Consider the following 5,225-nt stretch of genomic DNA (forward strand, 5'->3'; position numbering starts at 1 on the left):
TATGAAAAAAACTCTCGTTCTCGGAGCTTCCGACAATCCTGACCGTGTTTCTTATGAAGCCATTCGTCGATTGACGAGCAAAGGCCATGAGGTTGTGGCGGTGGGTTTGCGCGAAGCCAATATATTTGGTGTTGACATTCAAAAAGGGCTACCTCCAACCGAGGACGTAGACACCATAACGCTGTACCTCAACCCTGAGCGGCAGAAAGATTATTACGATTATATCTTAGGCTTACACCCCAAGCGCATCATTTTTAATCCAGGCACCGAAAACTTCGAACTGGTCAGAATGGCCAAGGAAAAAGGAATTGAAGTGGAGATTGCCTGTACCTTGGTGATGCTTTCGGTGGGGGTATATTGAATATAAACATATTACAATGAAAATAATGAAGATTTTTTTGGAAGCATTAGTAATTATAATGTTTCTTTCATACCTCTTTAGTGATAATGTCATTAGTAATCGAATAAACAAGAACGAATTATTCTATTTTAGCCTTGTTAAAAACTTTTTATTAGGGCTATTCTCTGCTATTGCTGGAATAAAAATAAGAAATAAAATGGATGGTCTATTGGACTCTAAAGAAAAAAGAGAATGGAGGAGTATTCTTTATTTTACAAGAATTTTGGTATTTTTATGTGTTAGTGATGTTGTTACAATGATTTTGGAAAAAATATTTGAGACCTAATACTAGACGGTTGTATTACCAACCAATTCACCAATCATCCCCTTCAGTGCCTTCAAGATTTTAAAAATCACAAAAACATCCTCCGTGGTGGCATCAAAGCCCCTGCTGATGCAGTAATGTTTTTCACTCAAAGTCATGAAATACCAATCTCGTCCCCGCATGTAACAACCATATATTGGGTGGCGATTTTCGTTGAGTACCTGACCAATCAACATGGCCGCCAACGCTTGCCCGATGGGATCTCCATTCGGATCACTTTCTCTTTTGAATTCTTGAAAGCAAAAATAGGGCGCCTCAGGTTCGCGAAACCCAGAGGCAATCATCTCATCTGGTTTGCCAGAAAAAGTAACCTGATCACCGTGTACATCGAGTATATCTGCTTTGATAAAATGCTCTGCGAATAAATTGTATCGATAAGGCTCCGTAAAACGAATCAGACTAAACATAGGGCCAATGAAGTGCAAACTCAGTTCTTGCTCATTCCACGATTCAACATTCGTAATCAGCAAATCTTGAAAAATGGGAACTACAAGTCTGGCCGCTTCATCGATTTCCATCGAATTTGCTAAACTCAACCAGGCATCCAGGCTTTCTTGAGTCCGCAATCTGCGTAGGCCAAAATTCTTTTCCAAATAAGCTAAATTACAGTCGTTGAGCGATTTACTTTGCATGCTCATTTTCATTAAAGTTTTGAGTACTTATTTTACTTTCATTGTACTTCACTTGTGCAATTTAGGTTTATTTTTGCTCATCTGAAATGTTTTTCCCAAAATATCGCTCCATGCAACACAAACTCGATGCCTTTGCCCGCCTGCTCACCATCATGGATGAATTGCGCGAGCAATGCCCCTGGGATCGCAAACAAACCTTCCAAACCCTGCGCAACCTGACCATTGAGGAGACCTACGAGTTGGCCGACGCGATTCTGGAAGAAGACGTACCCGGCATCAAGGAAGAAATCGGAGACTTGATGTTGCACATGGTCTTTTATGCCAAAATTGCCGACGAGCAACAAGGGTTTGACATCGCCGATGCGCTCAACGCCGTATGTGACAAACTCATCAAGCGCCACCCCCACATCTACGGCGATGTAAAAGTCAAAGACGAAGAAGAAGTCAAGCGCAACTGGGAACAGCTCAAACTCCAGGAAGGCAAAAAATCCGTCCTCGCCGGTGTACCCAAATCCCTGCCCGCCATGGTCAAAGCCTACCGCATGCAGGAAAAAACCAAACAAGTGGGGTTTGAATGGAAAAACGCCGAACAGGTTTGGGAAAAAGTAGAAGAAGAAATCCAGGAATTCAAAGAAACCCTGGAACAGGACATGCCCCAAAGCAGAAGAGAAGAAGAATTTGGTGACGTCCTTTTTTCCCTGGTCAATTACGCCCGCTTCGTCAACATCGACCCCGAAACAGCACTCGAACGCATCAACCAAAAATTCAAAAAACGCTTTGAATACATCGAAGCCCACGCCCACAAATCCCTCAACGACATGACCCTCGCCGAGATGGATCACCTGTGGAACGAAGCAAAAAAACAGCAGTAAGGGCGTTCCTACGTGAACGCCCCTATACCCAGCCACCCCACGACTGAAGTCGTGGAACCTAAAAAAACACTATGAAACTCGACATCCTCGCCATCGGCGTACACCCAGACGACGTAGAACTCTCCTGCGCTGGCACCCTCTTGAGCCACATTGCCAACGGCAAAACCGTCGGCTTGCTCGATCTCACCCGCGGCGAACTCGGCACGCGGGGCACCGCCGAAATCCGCGACCTCGAAGCCGCCGAATCCGCCCGACTCATGGGTGCCTCCGTACGCGTCAACCTGGACATGGCCGATGGATTCTTCCAATACACCCCAGAAAACATCCGCAAGATCATCGCGGTGATCCGTACCTACCAGCCCGAAATCGTGCTGGCCAATGCCCTCGACGACCGCCATCCCGACCACGGTCGCGCCGCCAAACTCGAAGCAGACGCCTGCTTTTACGCTGGACTGGCCAAAATAGAAACCTTCGATGCCGATGGGCAGCCCCAGGAGCGCTGGCGCCCCAAAGCCGTGTACCACTACATCCAGGATCGCAACCTCCAGCCCGATTTTGTGGTGGACATCACCCCCTACATCGAAAAGAAAATTGAACTGGTGCTCTCCTTTCGCTCGCAATTCTACTTGCCCACTGCCGGAGAATATGCCAAAGAATTGAGTACGCCCATTTCCGGAGCAGATTTTCTGGAGTTCCTCAAAGCCAAAGGCCGTTCTTTGGGCCGTGATGCCAATTTTGACTATGCCGAAGGCTACAATGTGGCCCGTACGCCAGGCGTGAAAAACTTATTTGATTTGATTTGATGTTGCTGGAACTTTTTTACCTTGTTTTAAATTATGCTTTTAAATATTTTAAAAACCCTAAAATAGTATTATGGAAATTCTTGATGATCAAAAACGCCAGTTGGACTTCTGGGGCGAAGGCTCCAAGCTTTTTGGTATTTTTATTGTGAACATGTTGCTTACCCTGGTTACCCTGGGGCTGTACTACCCTTGGGCACGCGCCGCAACGATGAAGTACATCTACCAGGAAACAGAATTTGAAGGCAGCCGTTTTGCTTTTCATGGCACCGGAAAAGAAATGTTTATCGGCTTTATTAAAGCTATTGGCATTTTCGGTGGCCTTTATTTGATTTTATTCCTGTTCATGTGGGTGGAAAAACCCTTGTTTACCCTATTCGGGTTCCTGATCTTTTTCACAGGTATGTCCTTGCTGACACCCATTGCCATTCATGGGGCGCTCCGTTACCGGATGTCGCGTACATCCTGGCGGGGAATTCACTTTGGCTACCGCGGACAACTTTCTGAATTGATCCGCATTTGCATTATTGGCTTTTTGCTGACGCTGGTTACCTTTGGTATCTACAGCTTTTGGTTTGAGATGAAGTTGCGCCGCTACCTCATCCAAAACATCCGTTTTGGCAGCGTGCAGTTTTCTTTCCGGGGAGACGGTACCGATTGGTTCGGGCTCAACCTGGGTGGTTATTTTCTCACTATTTTCACCTTGGGAATTTACGGCTTCTGGTGGATGAAAGACCGCCTGAAGTTTCAATTTTCCAACATCCGCATCCACCAGGACGAATCGACCGTTAAAATCAAAACATCCTTCACTGGAGGTAATTTATTTGGTTTGGTGGTGGTCAACGCCATTTTGATGGTGATTACCCTGGGACTTGCCACACCCTGGATCATGATCCGCAACATCAAGTACATTTTTGACAACATCGTACTGGATGGCCCATTTAATGCGGATGCCATCGAGCAAACCGAAGAAGATTACCGCGATGCCACTGGCGATGATTTGATGGATGCATTAGACATGGGCATGATGTAATTATTCGATATGTACGAATACGAAGTAAAATATTACGACGGCCAATCGTCTCGCAGCAGGAAGGCATTTCTCCTGCTGCGGGACAGCCATTGGCAATTGATCTTTCGCGACGAAAACGATGCCGAGCAAAGCATTCGTTGGGAAATTGATCAAATCAAGTTAAACGATACGGGAAGCGCCCTCAACACCTTCCACTACGGCGATTTCCCGCACCAAAGCGTGGAAATTGAAGACCCCGCTTTCATTGATGACCTCAGGCAAAAATACCCGAATCTGGATTTTGTCAACAAAACCTACCATCGGGTACTGACCGGAGGCTGGAAAGTGATGTCGGGTTTGGCGGTTTTGACGCTGTTCGTTTTCGCTTTTTTTGCCCTCGTGGTGGTGCCCAATAGCGCCGCCTTGATTGCAGGGCAAATCCCCCGCAGTTTTGAGACCAAACTGGGCGAAAACGGCTACCAGGTATTCATGGCTACCGCCCAGGAAGACGCCAAACGCTCCCTGCTGGTCAATCGTTTTGCGCGGCAGGTGGATTTTGATACCCACTATCCGATCAGGATTACCGTGGTGGAGTCTTCCGAAATCAATGCGTTTGCCTTGCCGGGTGGCCGCATCGTCATCTTTTCGGGCTTGCTCGACAAAATCGGATCTGCCGAAGAACTAGCCGCCCTGCTGGGCCACGAAGTAGGCCACGTCAAGCTCCGCCACAGCATCAAAGCGCAAATGCGCAGCCTCTCCACCTACTTGTTCATTTCCTTGCTCCTGTCGGACGTGAATGGCGTCACCGCCGTTCTGATGGACAATGCCAATATGCTCAGCAACCTCAGCTACTCCCGCAAACTGGAGCACCTGGCCGATGCAGAAGCACTGACCGTACTCCAACAAAACCACCTTTCGCAATCGGGTTTGGTCGATCTGTTTCGCACCCTGCAAGGCGCAGCAGGCAACGAACCCCAATTCTTAAAGTTCCTCAGCTCACACCCGCTGACACAAGACCGACTGGCTTTTGCCAAAAAAGCAGTGGCAAAACAGCGCGGGGTTCGGGAGCATGTTGAGTTGAAGGGGATTTGGGAAAAGATTGAGCGGCAAGGAGAGGAATAACCTGATCGAATGGAGGGATTATTGTTTTTTTGTTTGTTTAATTGGTTTGTTTGGGGTAGATT

The 5,225-nt window shown here is 47.1% G+C and carries 7 protein-coding genes; 6 read left to right on the plus strand and 1 reads right to left on the minus strand.

Features of this window, described 5'->3' with window-relative positions; translation table 11 throughout:
* The first annotated feature begins 1 nt into the window (after position 1).
* Both ABW391_RS27275 and ABW391_RS27280 read left to right on the plus strand, forming a co-directional pair.
* Positions 2 to 361 (plus strand): CoA-binding protein, encoded by a 360-nt coding sequence (locus ABW391_RS27275; RefSeq protein ID WP_353485074.1) that lies wholly within the window; start codon positions 2 to 4, stop codon positions 359 to 361.
* Positions 362 to 377: 16 nt separating this feature from the next.
* A complete protein-coding gene (locus ABW391_RS27280) occupies positions 378 to 686 on the plus strand; it encodes a hypothetical protein (protein WP_353485075.1) in 309 nt (102 codons plus the stop codon).
* Between the two features lie 2 nt (positions 687 to 688).
* On the opposite strand, the gene ABW391_RS27285 is transcribed toward ABW391_RS27280, so the two are convergent.
* Entirely contained in the window at positions 689 to 1,363 is a 675-nt protein-coding gene (locus ABW391_RS27285; protein WP_353485076.1) for a hypothetical protein, read from the minus strand.
* A gap of 104 nt (positions 1,364 to 1,467) precedes the next feature.
* On the opposite strand from ABW391_RS27285, the gene mazG reads away from it, so the two are divergent.
* The 4 genes from mazG (at position 1,468) to ABW391_RS27305 (ending at position 5,163) form a co-directional block, all read left to right on the plus strand.
* The gene (mazG, locus tag ABW391_RS27290) at positions 1,468 to 2,229 is read left to right on the plus strand and encodes a nucleoside triphosphate pyrophosphohydrolase (protein ID WP_353485077.1); all 762 of its coding nucleotides are present in this window, start codon (positions 1,468 to 1,470) and stop codon (positions 2,227 to 2,229) included.
* A 71-nt stretch (positions 2,230 to 2,300) separates the two neighbouring features.
* Positions 2,301 to 3,032, plus strand: coding sequence for a bacillithiol biosynthesis deacetylase BshB1 (gene bshB1 / locus ABW391_RS27295; protein WP_353485078.1), 732 nt, complete (start codon positions 2,301 to 2,303; stop codon positions 3,030 to 3,032).
* A gap of 70 nt (positions 3,033 to 3,102) precedes the next feature.
* The gene (locus ABW391_RS27300; RefSeq protein ID WP_353485079.1) at positions 3,103 to 4,062 is read left to right on the plus strand and encodes a YjgN family protein; all 960 of its coding nucleotides are present in this window, start codon (positions 3,103 to 3,105) and stop codon (positions 4,060 to 4,062) included.
* 9 nt (positions 4,063 to 4,071) lie between these two features.
* Positions 4,072 to 5,163, plus strand: coding sequence for a M48 family metallopeptidase (locus ABW391_RS27305; protein ID WP_353485080.1), 1,092 nt, complete (start codon positions 4,072 to 4,074; stop codon positions 5,161 to 5,163).
* The last annotated feature ends 62 nt before the right edge of the window (positions 5,164 to 5,225 follow it).

Origin of the sequence: Haliscomenobacter sp. (genome assembly GCF_040403615.1) — a bacterium.
Lineage (GTDB): Bacteria > Bacteroidota > Bacteroidia > Chitinophagales > Saprospiraceae > Haliscomenobacter.

Bases quoted from the DNA above. Each gene is read 5' to 3' on its own strand.
- ABW391_RS27305 (WP_353485080.1), top strand. From the start codon at position 4,072: ATGTACGAATACGAAGTAAAATATTACGACGGCCAATCGTCTCGCAGC.
- ABW391_RS27280 (WP_353485075.1), top strand. From the start codon at position 378: ATGAAAATAATGAAGATTTTTTTGGAAGCATTAGTAATTATAATGTTT.
- mazG (WP_353485077.1), top strand. From the start codon at position 1,468: ATGCAACACAAACTCGATGCCTTTGCCCGCCTGCTCACCATCATGGAT.
- ABW391_RS27275 (WP_353485074.1), top strand. From the start codon at position 2: ATGAAAAAAACTCTCGTTCTCGGAGCTTCCGACAATCCTGACCGTGTT.
- bshB1 (WP_353485078.1), top strand. From the start codon at position 2,301: ATGAAACTCGACATCCTCGCCATCGGCGTACACCCAGACGACGTAGAA.
- ABW391_RS27300 (WP_353485079.1), top strand. From the start codon at position 3,103: ATGGAAATTCTTGATGATCAAAAACGCCAGTTGGACTTCTGGGGCGAA.
- ABW391_RS27285 (WP_353485076.1), bottom strand. From the start codon at position 1,363: ATGAGCATGCAAAGTAAATCGCTCAACGACTGTAATTTAGCTTATTTG.